The organism is Pedobacter frigiditerrae (assembly GCF_004331645.1).
Lineage (GTDB): Bacteria > Bacteroidota > Bacteroidia > Sphingobacteriales > Sphingobacteriaceae > Pedobacter > Pedobacter frigiditerrae.
In genome coordinates, this window is record NZ_SJSK01000001.1 from 784,778 (window position 1) to 803,217 (window position 18,440).

The following is an 18,440-nucleotide window of genomic DNA, read 5'->3' on the forward strand; positions in this document are numbered from 1 at the left end:
GTAAAGTTCATTAAAAACACATCCAAATAAAGCATATTGCGTATATAATTCCATATTCCCTGTAAAATGATAAAGAAGATATTTTTGGTTTTAATTTTAGTCAACTTATTTAGCAATGCTGATGCACAGAAAACAGCAGTTAAAAAGGTAAAAGAAGAACCTTTTGTGGCTAAAGTTTTGGTAATTGGAAATGGGAATGCGGCACTTGCTGCAGCGGTACAATCTGCTGTTTCTGGAGTCAAGACCAGCATATTACTACAAGCTGGTGGTTTTGACCTTTCACCGGTTGAAGAGGGATTGAGTTCGGGAATTCAAACCAAGTTCTTAAAAAAATATAAGGAATTCCTAATGGAAAAGGATAGTACTAAGGTTGTTCCTTTCGACAAACAGAAAGCTAATGCTTCATTAAATGTTTGGGTTGATAGCATTAAAAATCTAAGCATCATTAAAAACGTTATGTGGGTAAAAGCCGAACGTTCAGGAAAAAATTGGGTTTTTAAATTAAGCGATGGGAGTACAATTAGGCCAAAAGTTTTAATCAATCCTGCAGATGCGAAACTGAATGAAGCTTTAAAAATAATTGCTCCGAGTGCAAATTGGAATAAACTAGATTACAACCAAACACTTTATAGAACAAGTGTGGCAAGTGGAAAACTAGAAAATGGGAATACAGCAACTATTTTTTCAATGTACCAGTTGCTATTGAAAGAGCAAGAAAATTTGGTTTGGATTAATGACCCGGAAAGTATGTCCTTGGGTCAAGCCGCAGGAGCGACGGCTGCTTATGCTGCGTTTTTCGACTTAAAAACATCTGAATCTAATCTCAAAAAAATTCAAGGCGAATTGATTAATTATAAATTAGATTTAATGCCGTTTGGTGATATTAAACAGCCTGATACCAATTGGAAGGCAATACAATTTGTTGGGGTTACAGGTATTTTAAAAGCAGAAATAGATGGTAAATCTGCTAAATTCTCGCCAAATAAATTGGTAACTACCGAAGAAATTAGACAACCCATAAAAGACTTTTATTACAAGGCTCAAATTTGGTTCGATGATTATAAAAACTCGATAATGACTATCGGCTCGTCTTTAGATATGATCAGTTACGTTGGAAATAAATCTTTAGAATCTATGAAAAAGGAGATTCCTAAAAAGTGGAAAACATCTTATCAGTTTAAAACAGAATTTGATTTAGAGCGACAGATTAACAGAAGGGAGCTCGCTGTTTTATTACAAGATTATATGCCGCCCTTTAATGTGAATGTTGATGAAAAAGGTAAGGTCGTTAGATAAGAGTTTGAACCACAAAGACACAAAGTACACCATGTATTATTGAGATTTCATTGTGTTTTTTGATTATTTAAACCTTCTGCCCATAAGCCCCCCAACCTTTAACCTTTCTACTGTAACATTTGTAAAATCTTGATAAGCTTTAGATTATGTAAATGCTTTTTTTCTATAAATTGCAAGCATAACCTAACTTATATGAAGAAATTATACCTTTTTAACCTGTTTTTTCTGCTATTGCTATGCAATTCCTTCGCGCAAAATCAACAGGATTACAGCAACAATGCCAAATTAGCCCAAAGGGTTAAAGCACTTGCAGACAAATATCCCCAATTAGTTAAATCGAAAACCTTAACGCAAACAGTTGGCGGAAAAGACATTTTAATGTTAACCATCGGCTCTGGCAAAACAGAACAAAAACCAGCAATTGTTGTGGTTGGTGGCGTAGAAGGTAAACATCTTTTGGGTGTAGAAATGGCGATTGGTTTTGCAGAAAAACTAATGGCATCATCATCTACAGATAGTATTAAAACATTGTTAAACAAACAAACTTTCTATGTTTTCCCGAACATGAGTCCAGATGCTACAGAGCAATATTTTGCAAAAGTGAGATCTGAGAGAAGTGGTAATGCAACCAAAACCGACGACGATAGAGATGGGAAGTTAAACGAAGATGATGTTGATGACTTAGATGGAAACGGAAAAATCACAATGATGAGAATCGTGGACCCAACAGGAAAGTATAAATTAAATACTGACGACCCTCGTTCTTTATTAGTCGCTGATTTTACCAAAGGTGAAACAGGAAAATACATTTTATTGCCAGAAGGAATTGATAATGATAAGGATGGCGAGTTTAACGAAGATGGAGAAGGCGGGATAAGTTTCAATAAAAATTCTAGCTATAATTTTAAACCATTTGTTTCAGGAGCGGGAGAATATGCAGTTTCAGAAAAAGAAAATAGAGCATTATTTGATTTCTTATATGATGCCTTTAACGTTTATGCCGTTGTAACTTTCGGCCCAACAAATAACTTGTCAACGCCAGTTACATTTAATCCAATGGCGCTAACTAAAAGAATAATTACGGGTTGGTATGAGGCGGATGTTAAAGCAAATGCATTAGTTTCTGAAAGATACAACAAGATTACCAAAACAAAGGATGCTCCAAAAACACAAGCAGAAAGTGGAGATTTTTCTCAATGGGGATATTTTCACTATGGTCGTTTAAGTTTTAGCACACCGGGTTGGTGGGTTCCTAAAGTTGTTCCCGATTCCGCTCGTAAAGAGAAGAAATTTGTAAATGAAGACCCAATTGCTTCTTATTTGAGATGGGCAACAAGCCAAGGAATTACCAATACTTTTACACCGTGGAAAGCAGTAACTCATCCAGATTTTCCTGGACAAACTGTAGAAGTTGGTGGAGTTGACCCATTTGTGTTAATCAACCCGCCTTATAAATTGGTAGATGGAATTGTGGCAAAACATACAGATTTTGTGGTGAGCTTGGCAGCAATGGCACCTCAAATAGATTTCATTAATTTGAAGACAGAAAAAGTAGCGGATGGATTAACACGCGTTACACTCAGCGTATTAAATACAGGAGATTTGTCTACTTATACCAAAATTGGCGATAGAAGTTATTTCTTGAAAAAGATTGTAGTTAAAGTGAATACAAATGCTAATCAAACTGTTGTTAGCGGACGAAAAAACCAATCGTTAGAAAGTATTCAGGGTAAGGAATACAAAGAATTAACATGGTTGATAAAAGGTAGCGGTAAAGTAACGATCGATGCAGCTAGCCCAACTACAGGAAGTAAATCAATCGAGGTATCACTATAAAAATCAGAAAAGACGATGAAAATTAAACATACAATTCTTCTGGTTGCATTTATTTTGTGTGCCGGAATTTTAAAAGCCCAACAGCCCGAAAATATTTTAGCAGCGGTTGGCACACCTCCAAATCCGAAGGTTCAAGTAAGCTGGAATAGATATAACGACCACGCCGCAATAACAGACATTTGCAAAAAATTAGCTGCGGCTCATCCCAATTTGGTAAAACTTGAATCAATGGGAAAATCCTTTAAAGGGAAAGAGCTTTGGGTAATGACCATTACAGATTCAAAAGTTGGCAGCGGCGATAAAAAACCCGCTATGTACATTGATGGAAATATCCACTCCAATGAAATTCAAGGTAGTGAGTTTGCTTTATACACCGCTTGGTATTTGGCAGAAATGTACGCTTCTGGCAATAAAGCAATCATGTCTTTACTGGCGGATAAAACTTTTTATATCGCTCCAACTATCAATCCTGATGCGAGAGATAATTTTATTCATCAAGCAAACACCGCACATTCTCCACGAACAGGTTTAATTCCTATCGACAATGACCGTGATGGGACAACAAATGAAGATGGTTTTGATGATTTAGATAACGATGGGCAAATTGTAATGATGCGTCGCAAAAGTGTAACTGGTCGTTATAAAGTTGATCCAACCGATAACAGAAGAATGATTTTGGTGAGCGGAGAAGAAAAGGGAGAATACGAACTTTTGGGCAGCGAAGGAATTGATAATGACGGAGACGGATTTGTAAACGAAGATGGTGAAGGTGCTTATGACCCGAACCGTGATTGGGGATGGAACTGGCAACCAAATTACATTCAAGGAGGTGCTTATAAATACCCTTTTTCAATTCCAGAAAACAGAGCGATTGTAGATTTTGTGATGAAACATCCTAACATCGCGGCAGCACAATCTTACCACAATAATGGGGGTATGATTTTAAGAGGTCCGGGAGCTTTAGAAGATTTGGATACTTACAATGCGTTAGATATTAGAGTTTATGATGCATTAGGTAAAAAAGGTGAAGAAATGCTGCCGGGATATAAATACTTAGTTGTTTATAAAGATTTATATTCTGTTTTTGGGGGAGAGTTAGATTGGTTTTACGGCGGTAGAGGAATTTATACTTTCTCTAACGAGTTATGGACTGGTTATTCGATGTACAATAAAACTGATGGAGAAGACAGCCAAACGCAATTATACACTTTCGATAAGGATTTGTTAATGAAAGATGCTTTTGTTGATTGGCATCCTTTTAAACATCCAACTTACGGCGATATAGAGATTGGTGGTTTCAAGAAAACTTACACTCGTTTACACCCAGGCTTTTTGCTAGAAAGCGATGCGCATCGTAACATGGCTTTCAGTGTTTACCACGCTTACAACACGCCAAAATTGTCTGTTGGAGAAATTGAAGTAAAAGATATTGGTGGGTTAACACAGGTTACGGCAATTATCAATAACGAAAGAATGATTCCAACACACTCTAGTCAGGATGTGAAAAATAACATAGAAACTCCAGATATTATTTCTTTAACTGGCGGAACCGTTGTTGCCGGAATGATTGTAACTAATCGTGATATGAATTTTACCGTTGAACAAAATAGAGACCCGGCAAATATTAAGGTTCAAAATATCCCTGGAAACTCTTTTGTAACTGTTCGTTGGTTAGTAAAAGGTGGAAGTAAGTTCACTGTTAATGTGAGTAGTAAAAAAGGTGGTTTAGCCAGTAAATCTAATTAATAAAATAAAATGAAAAAATATCTAGTTTTCTTTCTCTTTCTATCAGCTGCTGCACAAGCACAGCAAGTTGCTCCGTTAACGGTTCAAAAAATAATGAGAGACCCAAAATGGATGGGCGTTGCCCCAACAAATTACCGTTGGTCTGACGATAGCAAAACCATTTTTTTTAGCTGGAATCCAGAAAATAAAGAAAAGGATCAAGCCTATAAAGTAAGCGTATTAACCAATAAACCAGAAACTACTGAAGACAATGCTGCTGAAAAAGCTGCTGGTACAGTTTATACTTACAACAAAGACAAATCTTTAGGTTTATTTGAAAAGGGTGGTGATGTTTATTTGTACAACTTCGAACAGAAAAAAGAAACAAGGTTAACCAACACCGTAGACCGCGAAAACGGCACAAAATTTTTGTACAATAACGATGTTATTTTTCAGCGTGGCGATAACTTATTTCAATTGAGTTTGTCAACTAGCGAGACTAAACAATTAACAAATTTTGTAAAAGGAAAAAGACCAGGTTTGGGCGGGCCAACCGTTCCTGGAGCTCCAGAAAGAGTTGCGCCAACAGTTCAAGATACTTGGTTAAAAACGGACCAAACAGAACTATTTGACATCATTAAAAAACGTAATAAAACAGGAGGAAGGGGACAGGGTTTTGCAGGAGCGGCTGGTGGTCGTCGTTTTGGTTTTGGCAGTGCAGATGCCAACTTTAAAACTATAAAGGCAATTTATTTAGACGATAAATTTCTATCTGGTTTAACCGTTAGTCCAGATGGTAGGTTTGTTACTTATCGTTTAACAAGTCCAGTTACTACAAATCATAACACCATTGTTCCAAACTATGTAACGGCTTCTGGTTATACTGAAGACATTGCTGGTCGTACTAAGGTTGGTGAAACATTAACGGTTTCAGAGAGCTTTATTTATGATGGTACAAAAGACAGCGTTTATACGGTTCATACTTCTCAAATCCCAGGTATAAAAGATTTGCCAGATTATGTAAAAGATTATCCTAAACAACTAGAAGAGAGAACTAAGAAAAACGAAGACCGTAAAATCAATTTTGGTTCGCCAATTTGGAATGAAAATGGTACAACAGCTATCATCACCGCAGATGCAAACGATAACAAAGATTTATGGATTTTAAAGTTAGATGCTAATACGGGGAATGTAAGTATTTTAGACCGTCAACGTGATGAGGCTTGGATAGGCGGACCAGGTGTTGGGCGTAACATAGAATGGATTGATAACAACCGTTTTTATTTCCAAAGTGAAGCAACGGGTTATTCTCATTTGTATACATATAACATAACTAATGGGGAGAAAAAACAATTGACTAGTGGTAAATGGGAAGTTCAAAGAGCAATTTTATCTAAAGACAAAACTACTTTTTACATCAGTGGAAATAAGGAACATCCTGGTATTACGCACTTTTATAAGCTAAGCGTAAATGGTGGCGATTTAGTTCAAATTACAGCAATGAAAGGTGGAAATGAAATTACCATGTCTCCAGACGAAAAATGGTTAGCCATCAATTATTCATATATGGACAAACCTTGGGAGCTTTATATTCAAGCGAATAAACCAGGAGCTAAAGCAGTTCAGATTACCAAATCAACTTCGGCAGAATTTGATAGCTACAAATGGCGCCAACCAGATTTGGTTTCATTTAAAAACAGATATGGCGATGATGTGTATGCAAGAGTTTATCCGGCAGCAAATCCACACCCAAATAAACCTGCTGTAGTTTTTGTACATGGGGCTGGTTATTTACAAAACGTTCATTATTGGTGGAGCCAATATTTTAGAGAATACATGTTCAATAATATGTTAGCAGATAATGGCTATACTGTTATCGATATCGACTACACGGCAAGCTCTGGTTATGGTAGAAATCACCGTACGGGAATTTATAGGAATATGGGCGGTAAAGATTTAACAGACCAAGTAGATGGCGTTAAAATGTTGGTAGAGAAGTATGGGGTGAATCCTAAACATATTGGTCTGTATGGCGGCTCTTACGGAGGTTTTATCACCTTGATGGGATTGTTTAAGGAACCAGAAGTTTTTGCAGCTGGGGCGGCTTTACGTTCGGTTACAGATTGGGCGCATTATAACCACGGCTACACGGCTAATATTTTAAATGAACCTTACAATGACCCAATCGCTTATAAGCGCAGCTCGCCTATTTATTATGCCGATAAATTAAAAGGGAACTTAGTGATGTTGCATGGAATGGTAGATGTAAATGTTCACTTCCAAGACATCGTACGTTTAACACAACGTTTCATAGAGCTTGGAAAAGATAATTGGGAGCTAGCGGTTTATCCTGTAGAAGACCACGGCTTTGTAGAGCCAAGCAGCTGGACTGATGAATACAAACGTATTTTTAAAATCTTCGAAACCACTTTGAAGAAATAGATTAGACTTTAAGTTTAAGCCACAGATTCGCAGATTATATATATTCTGTTAATCTGTGGCTTTTTTTCGACAAACTTTTTTCGTGGTCTGTTGCTTACAGACTATTTGTTTGCAACTCGCTTTTATATCTTGCCAAGAACCACAAACCTTTGTTCTTTAAACCTGACGGAAGGGAAAATACTTTTTGCTTTTCTTAAGCTTTGACAACTTTTATAGCATGATGGAAAGAATTTGTCAAAGCTAAATCCAAATGGATTGTCTGCCTGCAGTAGGCAGGTAGCGAACGGCGGGACTGCATTAACCAAGAGCTTCATCATTCATTTGCTAAATTATAAAATAGACAAAAACTAATCTTTCTTAGCGCTATATAGTTTTTGTCTATAAGCCCATCAAGATTAAGTATGTGCTATTAGTTAATCTTGGTTGATAACGACCTTAAATAAGCGTACCTTTGCGGCATAAAATTTAAAATAATTATGGCATTTGTAGGTAAAAAGTTCCCAAACGTTAGTATTGATGCAATGTCCGAAATGGGCGATGATTTGAAAATCAATATATTTGAAGAAGCGACTAGCAAAAACAAAAAAGTATTATTATTCTGGTATCCAAAAGATTTCACTTTTGTTTGTCCAACAGAATTACACGCATTCCAAGCAGCATTACCAGATTTCGAAAAAAGAAACACAATTGTAATTGGTGCTTCATGTGATACAAACGAAGTTCACTTTGCGTGGTTAAACACAGTAAAAGAAAATGGCGGTATTGAAGGCGTAACTTATCCTTTATTAGCTGATACTCATAGACACTTATCTACTATTTTAGATATCCTTGACCAAGAAGTTGCTTATGATGAAGATGGAAACGAATCATTTGCTGGTTCAAATGTTTCTTATCGTGCAACTTATTTAATTGACGAAACTGGTAAAGTATTCCACGAAAGTGTTAACGATATGCCATTAGGTAGAAACGTTAAAGAATATTTACGTTTAATTGATGCTTATAGCCACGTTCAAAAACATGGTGAAGTTTGTCCAGCAAACTGGGAAGAAGGAAAAGAAGCAATGAACGCAAACAGAACTGGCGTTGCTGAATATTTAAGCGCAAACTAATTAATTAAAACATTATGTTTTTAGAATTAACAGAAGACAATCTTCAACAACATTTATCAGACAACACAAAAGTGATGGTGCAATACGCAGCATCATGGTGTGGCAACTGCAGAATCATGAAGCCAAAGTTTAAAAAAATGGCCGCTGAAAATGAGGATGTAGCTTTTTTGATTGTTGATGCAGAAAAATATCCTAACTCTAGAAAGTTTGCTAACGTTGATAATTTACCAACTTTTGCAGCTTTTGAAAATGGTGCTTTGGTAGACCAAGTGCAAACCAATAAAGCTGAGGGATTGGCAGAATTATTCACAAAAATTAACTAGACTAAAGATGAAGATTCCAGTAATCAGACAACTTTTTCAAAATAGTACTCCAGAAAAACTGGAGGCAACATTAGAAGTTTTAGAAGCTTTTTGTGAGTTCAGAGGTGTGAGTGAAGAAGAAGTAAACGTGGCAGGAGAAATGATTACCAATATCTGTGGAGCTTTAGAAGTTCACGCAGAAGTAAATGGTGGCGCACTAGAAAAAGACGCATTAAATGCATTTGCTCAGCGAGTAATGGGTTCAATCGATAGATAATCAATCATCCCTATTTGATTAATACTAAACCCTCCCGAATTTCGAGAGGGTTTTTTGTTTGTTGAGACGTTATTGCGAGAGCCCGCTCCAACAATTTGGACGTCGATTTTTCATCGCCCGAAGCAATCTCATTTTATGTTTAACAACATTTCTAATTGAACCCTTCGATAATTAATTCTGCAATTGGTATTTTGAAAACATATAAAATTGAAATTAGTATAATAGTCAATAAGTAAGATTTCGCATTTCTTAATCGTTGCCTTTTATAGTTATTGCTAACCCCAAGTAGACACAAAATGAGAACTATAATTAAAGCTGCCCAATTCCCTATAAAAATGTTGATAGACAGCTCTCCAATTCTTTCGGATTCAGCACCTTCGCCAAATGCAAACCAGTATATTAGAGGAATGGCCAAAAACCACACAAAGCCACACATTATAAAAGCTACTGTAAAAACAATTAGAAAATGTAATGGTGCTATCTTAGATTTTAATATCTCTTTCATACTTTTAATCCATAAGGAGATTGCTTCGGTCATTACCGATGAAGAATCGGAGAATGAACCTCGCAATGACAAAACTTCTTGGTTTTACTTCTCCAAAATCATCTCTACATGAGGTATTCCATCTTCTAAAAACTCTTCGCCCTCGGCTACAAAACCAAAACCTTCATAGAATTTTTTAAGGTAGAGCTGTGCGCCAATTCTTATTTTATTGGTTGAATAAGTTTCTAAAGTGTGAGTAATACTTTTTTCAAGTAAAGTAATTCCAATGCCCAATCCTCTATATTTTGGAGAGGTAATCACTCTTCCGATGCTTGCTTGTGGAAAGGAAGCACCGGGCGCAACTAAACGAGTATAAGCGGCCAATTGATCGCCTTGCCAAGCCATTAAATGAAATGACTTTTTATCCTTGCCATCTACATCTTGGTAAACGCAATTCTGCTCGACAATAAAAACCTCACTTCGCAATTGTAAAATGGCGTAAAGCTCCTTTGTGTTGAGTTCATCAAAAGATTTATAAATCCAAGTTAGTTGCATCATTTATTTGTTTGTCATGCTGAGCTTGTCGAAGCATGATGTAAAGTCTTCAACAAGCTCTGACTGACAACTTGCTTAACTACGCCAAATTCCTTCCAGCGTTAACAATTCCATAAACTGTACGAATTGCTAGCTTTTCATAAGCTTGACGTTTTTCGTCTGTTAATTCATGTTGCAGTTTTTCTAAAGCAAAATGTTGTATCAATACCAAAGGCAAAATAATTTTCTCTCTAACCGCAATAGAGCGCTTCTCTACAGGATAATTTTCCATTAAGCTTTGATGACCCGCTAGTTTTAACAACATGGCCTTAGAAAGCTCAAATTCATCGTGAAGAACACTCCAGAATTTGCCGAACTTCTCATCCTTAGCTAAATATTCGGTTATGGTAAAATCAGATTTACTCATAGACATCATACAGTTGTCTATAATGGTTTTGAAATAACCAGATTGATGATAAGTTTTTTCTACCTGCTCCCAATTACCAGCTTTTTCTTGATTTTTTAATGCCGTTCCAATGCCGTAAAAACCTGGAATATTTTGTTTCAACTGGCTCCAAGAAGTCACAAAACTAATTGCTCTTAAATCTTCCAATTTCAAAGCTTCTCCAGAGTTTCTTTTAACTGGTCGGCTACTGATTGTGATTTTAGAAAGCAAACTTAAGGGAGATAAAGTTTCTAGGTACGATAAAAACAAGGGATGTTTACGTAACGCCAAGAAAGACTCATAGCTGTCATTTGCCATCACTTCTAAGGCATCATAATTAGCTTTATCTAATAATACATTGTGTTTTGCTTTTACACCCGATGAAATACCGGCATTAATTAATTGTTCAATGTTAAAAGCAGCGCTATCTATTGACCCATATTGTGAGCTAATCGTTTGGCCCTGTATGGTTAATTGAATGTTTTTATTTGCAATTTCTTTACCCATTGAAGCATAAAAGCGGTGTGTTTTACCCCCGCCACGAGAAGGTGGGCCACCACGACCATCAAAAAATGCCAATTTAATATTGTGTTTTTCTGCAGTTTCGGTTAAACCAACTTTTGCTTTAAAAATAGACCAGTTTGCCATTAAGTAACCGCCATCCTTTGTGCTGTCTGAGAAGCCAAGCATGATATCTTGTTTTCCGCCTCGGTGCTCTAAATGTTTTTTGTAGAACGGATGGGTGTATAATGTCTCCATGATTTCGGCTGCGCCGGATAAATCATTTACGGTTTCAAAAAGGGGAACAAAGTCGATGGTTAACTCATCAGCCTCCCAGCCATTCCATAAAAACAGCTCGATTAATTGTAAAATATCACTCGCCTGTTGGCAATTACTGATAATGAAACGATGACAGGCCATTTCTCCATTGCTCTGTTGCATTTCCTTAATTTGGAAAATGGTTTGCAAGGTATCGGCAATTAAACTGTCTTGCTCGTCAGCATAAATAATTTTAGCATTTCTAAACGAAAGGGCTTTAATTTTTTCGGCTTCAGATAAGCTATCATAATCTTCGTTAAACAAAGCGTTAATCGGTTTCTGCTGGCGGCAATAAGCATGTACATCACGTAAAATCCTACTGTCTTGTCTAATGTCTAATGATGCGAAATGACTACGATATAACTCTACTTTTCTCGTTAAATTTTCAACTAAATCAACAAATAAACCATCATGGTCTTTAATTAAAGTAGCTGAGATTTTATTTAAGTTTTCAATAATTAAATCAGAGATATCTTGAGCTTCAATATTGGTATCAAAAGCATTTTTATAAAGCAAATCTTGTAAAACAGATATACTATCTTCAACCCCCCTAAAAGTGATACGACGTTTTAGATTTCTAAAATCGCGGTAGTAACATCTAAATAAAATCTGACGAAGCATTTTAGAAACCTGCAATGTAGTTTCTGCATGCACATTTGGGTTTCCGTCTCTATCGCCACCTGGCCAAAAACCAAGTTCAATAATTTTTTTAGGGTCGATGTGGTACTCGCTCAATAGAGAGTTTAAGCCAGATTGAATATTTGCTGCGGCGAAGTAGAAAACATTTTCTAGGTACCAAGTTAAACTCAAGGCTTCATCAACAGGTGTTGGCGCTTTTTTATTAAAAAATGGTGTTTTACCTAATTGTTGTAATAATTGATTGATGGTAGTAATATCGTTTCCTTTAATGGCAATCGTTAAATCGTTAATGATTGCCAATACACTTCCAGGATAAAACTGTGTTGGATGCGCCGTTAAAACCAAACGCAAAGAGAAATCCTCTATCAATTGGTCTACTTTTTCATGCAAAGTTTTATCATCGTTTGCCTTTAAGAAAAGTGCTCTTAAAGAACTTTGTTCGTCGCTAACGTTTAATTTATTAAAAGACGCATCTTCAACGGCATCAAAAAGTACAACTTGTCTTTCTATGTATTGAATAAACCTAAAAAGCAAATCAACAACATCTTTTGAATCTGTATTTGTAGTGTATTTCTTAAAAAAGTCTTCAATCAGCTTTGCTGGAGTTTGATGATTTTTAACACCATCTTCACAACTTTTAATGAAAAGAGGCAATAAGGTTCCAGTATCTTTTACCTTATAAAATGGCAAGGTTAAGAATAAGCTATTGTATAGTTCGAACCTAGAAATTACTTCGTTATTGAAAATAGATTCGCGTTGACTAGTAGGTTGGTTTGATTGCATGGCGAAAAGGTACGGAATTTGCACCTAAACAACAAAAATATTACAAAATTAGTTAGGAAAACGGCGATATTATCAAATAATTTTAAAATTCATATAGAATTAACCTTAAGATTATTTCGGCGAATTTTAAATTATTGAAAGGCAATTTAGTTATTTTTAATAAGGACTTAAAAATTGAAAGTATATATTTTGAACTTTTACAAATAATTCCTACCTTGTATTCTTAAAGGTTAAACAAATCTTTTAAAAGTATCTATAGATTTTCTTGTAAGAAGAAATCTATAACTAATTGTTAATTTTTTGGGAAAAACAGTCCCGACGTTTACGTCGGGACTGTTTTATTTAATGGGCATCGACCGCTATGTTGGTATTCTTTTTAAACTTTTGCAGGTACAGCAAAGGAATAGAAAACAACATAACCAGTCCAGCTACCCAATAGGCATCATTGTAAGTAAGCAACATCGTTTGCTTAATTACAGTACCTTCAATAGCTTTCATAGCCATTAGTTTTGCATCTAGATATGATGCTCCTCTTGACATAAAATTGCTGATTAAGCCATTTAACTTTTGGGTAAACGCAGGATTGTAATCGTTTATATTGGTCAATAAATTGGCTCTGTGGCCACCGGCACGAAGATGAATTAATGTCGTAAGTGCAGCTATCCCGAAAGAACCGCCTAATTGCCTGCTCATGTTATTTAATCCAGAGCCTTGTCCAATTTCAGGTCCAGATAAATCTTGCATAGCCAAAGTGGTAAGCGGAACAAACAATAAAGCCATCCCAAAACCCCTAATCACTAATGGCCAGAAAAAATCGTCAGTTCCAGAAGCTAGGGTTGATTTGCTCAACATCCAACAGAACACAAAAAATAAAAACATTCCGCCTGTTGCCATGAATTGTGCTGGCACACCTTTTTTAAGCATGATACCAATAAAAGGCATCATCGAGATGGTACAAATTCCTCCAGCAATAAAGAGCTTTCCTGTTTGTAAAGGCGTAAATCCTAATAGATTTTGTGCGAAAACAGGGAAAACGAAAACAGAACCATACAATCCAAAACCTAAAATAAAGGAAGTGAACATCCCAATGGAGAAACTTCGCTTTTTCATAATTTTAAGGTTCACAATCGGGTGGTCGGTACTTAACTCTCGCCAAATAAATAACAATAAACCAAAAACTGAAGTTGCTGCTAAAACAACAATATATGGTGTAGCAAACCAATCTTCGCTTTCGCCTTTTTCTAACAAAGTCTGCAAACTACCAACTGCAACAGCTAATAAGCCTATGCCATACCAGTCTACTGGTTTTCCTTTTCCATCCTTTGGTGTCTCTCGAATAAAAGTTATCGTACAATAGGCCGCGAGGATCCCGACAGGAATGTTTACATAAAAAATCCAAGGCCAATCTGCTATTTCTAGAATATAACCACCAATTGTTGGTCCTACTGTTGGTCCTACAACCGCACCTAAGCCAAATAGGGCCGTAGCAATACCCACATCTTCACGCGGCCAAGTTTCTATCAAGATGGCTTGAGCTGTTGAGATTAAGCCACCACCAGCTAAACCTTGTAAAATCCTAAATAAAATCAATTCATTTAAAGAGGTGGCGTTACCACAGAGAAAAGAAACAAGGGTGAAAACGATAATGGAGGTTAAGAAATAATTTTTACGTCCGAAACGACTGCCCAACCAACCCGACATAGGCAGGATGATCACATTTGCAACGGCGTAACCTGTAGATAACCACGCAATATCCTCGAGGGTTGCGCCCAAGTTACCTTGTATTTGAGGAATAGCTACGTTTACAATCGTAGTATCAATCAGCTCCAAAAGCGAAGCCGTGATTACGGTAAACGTAATGATCCATTTTTTAAAACCTACTTCGGCCATTGTAATTAATTTACAGAAACTGAAACTTTAACACTCATTCCTGGGCGTAATTTTTCTAGTAATTCTTTGTCTTTTGATTGGATTTTGATTTTTACTGGCACACGTTGCACAACTTTAACAAAGTTACCAGTTGCATTATCTGGCGGTAAAAGCGAACCTTTTGCACCCGTAATTGGAGCGAAATTATAAACCTCTCCATCAATTGGTTGGTCTTCGTAAGCATCAACCGTGATCTTAACTTTCGAACCAACTTTGATTTTCTCTAATTGTGTTTCTTTAAAGTTAGCTGTAACGAATAAGCTATTTTCGTTAACAATGGCAAATAAAGATTGACCTGGTTGTACCAATTGTCCTTTTTGAACATTTTTTTTAGAAACAATACCAGTTGCAGGCGCTTTAATCGCCGTATATGATAATTGCAATTTGGCAAAATCTACATCAGATTGACGTTGACTTACACCCGAATTACTGACTCCAAGTTGAGATTGAGTTGTTCCAACTTGTTTAACAGCTGCTGTATATTGGTCTTGTGCAGCTTCATACGCTGCTTGAGCTGCTGCTTTTGCGGCTTCTGCCGATTCTTTATTGGCTTTTGCCTGATCGAAAGCTTGTTGTGTTATTGCGCCGTCTTTTATCAAGTTAGCATAGCGATTAAAATCTTTCTGCGCCAAATTTAACTTAACATTTGCTGCTTGAACATTTGATTTAGCTGCTTCGATATTTGCTTTAGCAGTGCTCGTATTGGCAGAAGTTGCAACAATTTGTGCCTGAGTAACACCGACACCTGCATTTGCACCAACTTGACCAGCTTCTGCTTGTTCTAATTTAATTTTATAATCGCGGTCATCTAAAGTTACCAAAACTTGGTCTTGGCTTACTTTTGTGTTTTCTTCAAAGTTGATGTCTTTTACATAACCACCAACACGAGCTACAACCGGACTGATATCGCCATCTATTTGCGCATCGTCTGTATCTACGTGTTTGCTTGCATACATATATTCGCTAATACCGAATGCTGCTCCAGCAACCACCAAAATTGCTAGCACGATTGGTAAAACTTTGTTTTTCTTTTTTTCTGGTTTTGTTGTCATTGTCTTTATGTTGTTATGGTTATATTATTGAGAAACTTTTCCTGTTGATTTTAATAAGGTATAGTAAGCTAGTTTCGCATCGGCTTTTGCCAACTCTAAATTGATTTTAGCTTGATATAAAAGTGTTTCTGCATCAATTCTATCTGTAGCAGAGGCAATGTTGTTTTTGTATTTTGATTCTAATAATCTATCGTTCTCCGTTGCTTGAGCTATAGAAGTTTCTAAAACATTGATGCGCTTAACTGCTAACTGATAGTTCTGATAATTTCTATTCAACTCTGTTTTTACATTGTCTGACAAAACATCTTTTTGCAAACCAATTTCTTTTTGCTGAATTTTTGCTTCAGCTACTTTGTTCTTGTTGTTCCATAAAGAAGCTACATTCCAAGAAACGGTAGCGCCAATGGTAATAGGCATGATAAATTGCTCAGAAGGAGGGATAAAACTGCCACTTGGATTGATGTAATATAAATTTGCGCCCACACCAACTGTAGGTCTTGTATTTGCTTTAATGCTTTTAATGTTAAAATCAGCAACCTTATTTTGCAAATCTAGTTGCTGTAATTCTTGCCGGTTTGCAAAAGCAGTGCTGATATAATTGCTTAGCGGCTGTACGGCTTGCAAAGGCAAATCACTTTCAGCAATTGTAATTTCAGTATCTTCGGATAAACCTAAAAGGATGTTTAAGTTGTAGTTGATGATTTTACGATTGTTCTCTATTTCTAAATCTGTTAAAGAAACATTTGCTTGTTGTAATTGAAATCTCAACACATCATTTTTGGTTACAATGCCTTGTTCGAAAAATCTTTGTGCTTGTTTAAGCTGACTTGCTATTGCTTCTAAATTTTGAGCAATAACCTTTTTGCTTTGCATTACTTTAAATAGAGAGAAATAAGTATTGATAACAGCATAGCTAACTTCCTCTTTATTTTTGTCGGCATCTAAACGAGCAACATCGGTTAATAATTTGGTTGATTCTGTTGCGTATCTATATTTTCCACCACCATAAATTACTTCTTGTATAGCGGCGGTACCTACAAAGGCGTCGGCTCTGTTTGGTAAATGGATGGGATTACCCCCTCCAATGGTTAAAGTATTTGTAGGGATTTCTGCGTGATTATATAAAAAACTTGCAGATGCAGTTGGCAAGACGTTGTCTTTTTCTACAGCTAATCTTGCAACGGCTTCATCAATTTTATTTTGAGAAAGTTTTAGGTTTTTGCTATTGACAACACCTAAATCTATGGCTTCTTGTAAAGTTAATTTTTTAAGTGATTGGGCTTGTAAAACTGCAGGAAGCAGTAAAATTGATAATAAGAGTTTGAATTTATTTTTTATCATTTTGTTGGTTTTGTTAAATGAGTAATGATGAAATCTTGTAGGTGAGCTACTAAGCGCTTTCTTAGAACTTCCTTTTGTTTTTCGTCATTCATATCAATGTTGTCTTCTGCTTTGGTTGGCGAAATAGCAACCATGCTGATGGTGCCCATAATGGTTAGAATGCTCATTCTTACATCAACATTTCTGAAACTTCCTTCTGCAATGCCATTTTCAATGATTTTTTCAATTACCATTCTGTTGCTTGCCATTGCGTCTTTAATTTGGCCAAACATCTCTGGACGTTGAGTTAGAGAAAGTTCCCTATGCATCATTTTATGGAAGGTAATGTTTGAAAAAATTCGAGTAACATATTGTTCAACTACTTTTAGCAGTTTTTCTTTGGCTGGAATTTGCTCATCGTTAATTTGATTGAGCTGAGATTTAAAACCGCAAATACGGTCTTCCATAATTTCTAAGAAAACACCTTCTTTACTGCCAAAATAATAATTAATCATCGCCATATTGGCACCCGACTCTTTTGCGATTTGACGAGTTGATGTTCCCTCAAAACCAAGCTCAGCAAACAAAGTCTCTGCTGCCCTAAGTATATCAGTTTTTTTATCAGTTTTTTCCATTGCTACTATTTCACCTGACAAAATTAATCAATCGATTGATTAATTGTCAAATTGTTTGAATCACTTTTACAATTGGATGATAATGTGTAGATTTAGGCTTAGGATAAAAAACATAGAGTTCTCCTTTATCAATGGAGCAATAATATTAGGTGTAGAATACTATGAATTGCAATCGCTAGCAAGCGGATAACCATTTCGCTATCATCGTAGGCAAGGAATGTTGTCTGCACCCTACCTGATATACTTGCACAATTTACTAGACATGGGCGGCATTAAAGGTGGCAGCCTTCATCTTGACCAGCTCAGTCTTATGCGTGGAAGCAACAAGCTGTCTGTTTCCCACTTTCTTGAAGATTACCGGGCCCACAATCCCACTAATGAATTTCACTGTTATTCTAGCTATGACCAGTATGTTATAGGAAGGCTATAAACACATCTAAACACTCCTTCGACAAGCCTTCAATATAAAACTATATAAAATCTATATTAAGTCCAAGTATTAATATAAATATATGGACTTAGTATGGATTATATATGGACTTACTATGGACTTACATAAAAGGAGAGTGCCACCGCAACACTCCATTTTCACTACTAGGGAATCGGGGCAAATGTAATCCCATTCGGTTAATGTTTAACCCATGGGTTAACTAAGGTAGACAATTGATATAGAATTACTCCACAGATTCTGGTTCTGATTCTTTAAATCCCCAAAATCAGTCTTTTGAGGCGCCTTTTAAAACATTTAGAAAAGCTATCAAAAAGAGAAGCTGTAATTTTTCATTTAATTTACAATAAGTATATTTATTTATC

14 protein-coding genes are annotated in these 18,440 nt (G+C 36.2%); 8 read left to right on the forward strand and 6 right to left on the reverse strand.

The genetic code is table 11. From position 1 onward, the window contains the following. Positions 1-66: 66 nt before the first annotated feature. The 8 genes from EZ428_RS03360 (at position 67) to EZ428_RS03395 (ending at position 9,604) form a co-directional block, all read left to right on the forward strand. Positions 67-1,296: a hypothetical protein gene (locus tag EZ428_RS03360; RefSeq protein WP_131551689.1), complete on the forward strand. Its 1,230-nt coding sequence runs from the start codon at positions 67-69 to the stop codon at positions 1,294-1,296. A 192-nt stretch (positions 1,297-1,488) separates the two neighbouring features. After that, a complete protein-coding gene (locus tag EZ428_RS03365; protein ID WP_131551690.1) occupies positions 1,489-3,132 on the forward strand; it encodes a M14 family metallopeptidase in 1,644 nt (547 codons plus the stop codon). 15 nt (positions 3,133-3,147) lie between these two features. Next, positions 3,148-4,878: a M14 family zinc carboxypeptidase gene (locus EZ428_RS03370; RefSeq protein WP_131551691.1), complete on the forward strand. Its 1,731-nt coding sequence runs from the start codon at positions 3,148-3,150 to the stop codon at positions 4,876-4,878. Positions 4,879-4,887: 9 nt separating this feature from the next. Beyond that, a complete protein-coding gene (locus EZ428_RS03375) occupies positions 4,888-7,299 on the forward strand; it encodes a S9 family peptidase (protein ID WP_165501699.1) in 2,412 nt (803 codons plus the stop codon). 476 nt (positions 7,300-7,775) lie between these two features. After that, a complete protein-coding gene (locus tag EZ428_RS03380) occupies positions 7,776-8,408 on the forward strand; it encodes a peroxiredoxin (protein ID WP_131551692.1) in 633 nt (210 codons plus the stop codon). 14 nt (positions 8,409-8,422) lie between these two features. After that, positions 8,423-8,731 carry a thioredoxin family protein gene (locus tag EZ428_RS03385; protein WP_131551693.1) on the forward strand — a complete coding sequence of 103 codons (309 nt, stop codon included), beginning with the start codon at positions 8,423-8,425 and terminating at the stop codon, positions 8,729-8,731. A 7-nt stretch (positions 8,732-8,738) separates the two neighbouring features. Further along, entirely contained in the window at positions 8,739-8,987 is a 249-nt protein-coding gene (locus tag EZ428_RS03390; RefSeq protein WP_131551694.1) for a DUF6952 family protein, read from the forward strand. 296 nt (positions 8,988-9,283) lie between these two features. Then, positions 9,284-9,604: a hypothetical protein gene (locus EZ428_RS03395; RefSeq protein WP_131551695.1), complete on the forward strand. Its 321-nt coding sequence runs from the start codon at positions 9,284-9,286 to the stop codon at positions 9,602-9,604. Here EZ428_RS03395 and EZ428_RS03400 read toward each other — a convergent pair. The 6 genes from EZ428_RS03400 to EZ428_RS03425 all read right to left on the reverse strand — a co-directional run bounded on the left by EZ428_RS03400 (position 9,577) and on the right by EZ428_RS03425 (position 17,627). Then, positions 9,577-10,029 carry a GNAT family N-acetyltransferase gene (locus EZ428_RS03400; protein ID WP_225870985.1) on the reverse strand — a complete coding sequence of 151 codons (453 nt, stop codon included), beginning with the start codon at positions 10,027-10,029 and terminating at the stop codon, positions 9,577-9,579. The two genes, EZ428_RS03395 and EZ428_RS03400, sit on opposite strands and share 28 nt — an antisense overlap. 76 nt (positions 10,030-10,105) lie before the next feature. Beyond that, positions 10,106-12,691, reverse strand: a complete 2,586-nt coding sequence (locus EZ428_RS03405) for a phosphoenolpyruvate carboxylase (protein WP_131551696.1) — start codon at positions 12,689-12,691, stop codon at positions 10,106-10,108. A gap of 342 nt (positions 12,692-13,033) precedes the next feature. Further along, positions 13,034-14,581 carry a DHA2 family efflux MFS transporter permease subunit gene (locus tag EZ428_RS03410; protein WP_131551697.1) on the reverse strand — a complete coding sequence of 516 codons (1,548 nt, stop codon included), beginning with the start codon at positions 14,579-14,581 and terminating at the stop codon, positions 13,034-13,036. Positions 14,582-14,586: 5 nt separating this feature from the next. Further along, positions 14,587-15,672: an HlyD family secretion protein gene (locus EZ428_RS03415; protein WP_131551698.1), complete on the reverse strand. Its 1,086-nt coding sequence runs from the start codon at positions 15,670-15,672 to the stop codon at positions 14,587-14,589. Positions 15,673-15,696: 24 nt separating this feature from the next. Beyond that, a complete protein-coding gene (locus tag EZ428_RS03420; protein WP_131551699.1) occupies positions 15,697-17,013 on the reverse strand; it encodes a TolC family protein in 1,317 nt (438 codons plus the stop codon). Continuing rightward, on the reverse strand, positions 17,010-17,627 hold the full coding sequence (locus tag EZ428_RS03425; RefSeq protein WP_131551700.1) for a TetR/AcrR family transcriptional regulator: 618 nt from the start codon (positions 17,625-17,627) through the stop codon (positions 17,010-17,012). The genes EZ428_RS03420 and EZ428_RS03425 overlap by 4 nt, the downstream gene beginning before the upstream one ends. Positions 17,628-18,440 lie beyond the last annotated feature (813 nt).

What these genes read in the sequence shown, in the direction of transcription:
- EZ428_RS03405 (WP_131551696.1), bottom strand. Translation starts at nt 12,691, where the DNA reads ATGCAATCAAACCAACCTACTAGTCAACGCGAATCTATTTTCAATAAC.
- EZ428_RS03415 (WP_131551698.1), bottom strand. Translation starts at nt 15,672, where the DNA reads ATGACAACAAAACCAGAAAAAAAGAAAAACAAAGTTTTACCAATCGTG.
- EZ428_RS03390 (WP_131551694.1), top strand. Translation starts at nt 8,739, where the DNA reads ATGAAGATTCCAGTAATCAGACAACTTTTTCAAAATAGTACTCCAGAA.
- EZ428_RS03375 (WP_165501699.1), top strand. Translation starts at nt 4,888, where the DNA reads ATGAAAAAATATCTAGTTTTCTTTCTCTTTCTATCAGCTGCTGCACAA.
- EZ428_RS03410 (WP_131551697.1), bottom strand. Translation starts at nt 14,581, where the DNA reads ATGGCCGAAGTAGGTTTTAAAAAATGGATCATTACGTTTACCGTAATC.
- EZ428_RS03425 (WP_131551700.1), bottom strand. Translation starts at nt 17,627, where the DNA reads ATGGAAAAAACTGATAAAAAAACTGATATACTTAGGGCAGCAGAGACT.
- EZ428_RS03395 (WP_131551695.1), top strand. Translation starts at nt 9,284, where the DNA reads ATGAGAACTATAATTAAAGCTGCCCAATTCCCTATAAAAATGTTGATA.
- EZ428_RS03420 (WP_131551699.1), bottom strand. Translation starts at nt 17,013, where the DNA reads ATGATAAAAAATAAATTCAAACTCTTATTATCAATTTTACTGCTTCCT.
- EZ428_RS03365 (WP_131551690.1), top strand. Translation starts at nt 1,489, where the DNA reads ATGAAGAAATTATACCTTTTTAACCTGTTTTTTCTGCTATTGCTATGC.
- EZ428_RS03380 (WP_131551692.1), top strand. Translation starts at nt 7,776, where the DNA reads ATGGCATTTGTAGGTAAAAAGTTCCCAAACGTTAGTATTGATGCAATG.
- EZ428_RS03400 (WP_225870985.1), bottom strand. Translation starts at nt 10,029, where the DNA reads ATGATGCAACTAACTTGGATTTATAAATCTTTTGATGAACTCAACACA.
- EZ428_RS03370 (WP_131551691.1), top strand. Translation starts at nt 3,148, where the DNA reads ATGAAAATTAAACATACAATTCTTCTGGTTGCATTTATTTTGTGTGCC.
- EZ428_RS03360 (WP_131551689.1), top strand. Translation starts at nt 67, where the DNA reads ATGATAAAGAAGATATTTTTGGTTTTAATTTTAGTCAACTTATTTAGC.
- EZ428_RS03385 (WP_131551693.1), top strand. Translation starts at nt 8,423, where the DNA reads ATGTTTTTAGAATTAACAGAAGACAATCTTCAACAACATTTATCAGAC.